Consider the following 1326-nt stretch of genomic DNA (forward strand, 5'->3'; position numbering starts at 1 on the left):
CCGCCGCTTAAGCCGACATTAGACGCGCTGTAGCTGCTTTGGTTTTGAATGTTTTCAAAGGTAAAGCGGTTGGCGGTCAGTTCGTTTTGCTCTTTCGGCGCGGTGGAGGCAATCGCGCCGCCTTTGAGGTGGACGCTGTCGGCGTTGATGTGATAGCCGCCGTCGCCGGCGAAGAGGCCGGATTGGACGGATACGGTGTCGCTGCTGCCCGAGGCTTTGCTTTGGCTGAAGTTGCCCGAGGCTTCCCATGCGGTGCCGAAGGATACTTGAACGCGTACGCCCGCGCCGGTCTGTTTGTTTTCCTGCTCGATATGGTCTTGAACGCTTTCGATGTTCAGACGGCCTTTGACATCGGCATCGATGCGCTTGGCGGTGGAGGTTGCCCCTTTGAGTGTGGTGTCGCCTTGGCTGGCCAATTGGATGTTGTCGGCTTTGAGGGCGGTGTGGTCGTGGGTTTGGGCGAGATAGTGGTTTTTGCCTTTGCTGCCGCCCACTTCACCATAGGCGTACACACCGGTTTGCGCGCCCACGGAAACGCCTACGCCCACCGATGCCCCGAGGCTGCTGTTTTTGCCGTCGGCGCTTTGGGCGGATTGGCCGGATTCGAGGATGAGGTCTTTGGCCGAATCTAAGCGCAGGGTGTCGGCGGCTGTGGCACGGGTGTGCTGCAGTCGGATACCGCCCTCGGTGGAACGGATATTGAGGTCGCCGCCGGCGTTCAACACATTGCCCTGACTGAGGCTTTGGCTTTGGTCTTGGCTGCTGTTGGCGGTTTTGAAGCCGAAGCCGACTTCTGCTTTGGCCAATGCGCCGCCGCTGCTGGCGGTGTTGTAGGCGGAATAGGCCTGTGCGCCGGCCGCCAGCGTTTGCAGTGCCTGAGTGCGGTCGTCGGCTTTGCTCTTCACCGCGCCTTCGGCGGCATTCACCAAATCAATCAGCGGCGAGGATATTTTGGCAAAGGTGCCGATTTTGACATCGCGCTCGGCTTGGTGGCTGCTGCTGAGGTTGCGGGCGGCCAATACGTCAACGCTTTTGGCGGTGATATTGAGGTCTTTTGCTGCCAATACATCGGCAACCTGCTGGGTGTAGTTGCCCTCGGCCTGAATATGGACATGACCGCCCAAACTGCCGATTTGCGATTTGACCTGCTCGACTTGCCTGCTGTTGCTGTCTTGGCGGTTTTTCATCCAACCGGCGAAGTGTTCGGTATCGGAAATCACCGCCGTGCCGATGCCGCTGGTGGTTTGGCGTTCGGATTGGTTTTGGCTGTTTTGGGTGGAGCGGATGTTGATGTCGCGGCCTGCAATCAGGGTAACGTCGTCTTGG

At 59.0% G+C, this 1326-nt stretch carries 1 protein-coding gene and 1 pseudogene; both read right to left on the bottom strand.

Going from position 1 to position 1326, the window contains the following annotated elements:
* The coding region (locus tag ACFPVS_RS13615; protein WP_378595859.1) for a hemagglutinin repeat-containing protein at nt 1-548 on the bottom strand (548 nt) is incomplete at its 3' end.
* A 357-nt stretch (nt 549-905) separates the two neighbouring features.
* Nucleotides 906-1187 (bottom strand): annotated as a pseudogene (locus ACFPVS_RS13620) (hypothetical protein); the annotation flags it as partial.
* Between the last annotated feature and the right edge of the window lie 139 nt (nt 1188-1326).

This window comes from Neisseria weixii (genome assembly GCF_042658245.1).
Classification (GTDB): domain Bacteria; phylum Pseudomonadota; class Gammaproteobacteria; order Burkholderiales; family Neisseriaceae; genus Neisseria; species Neisseria weixii.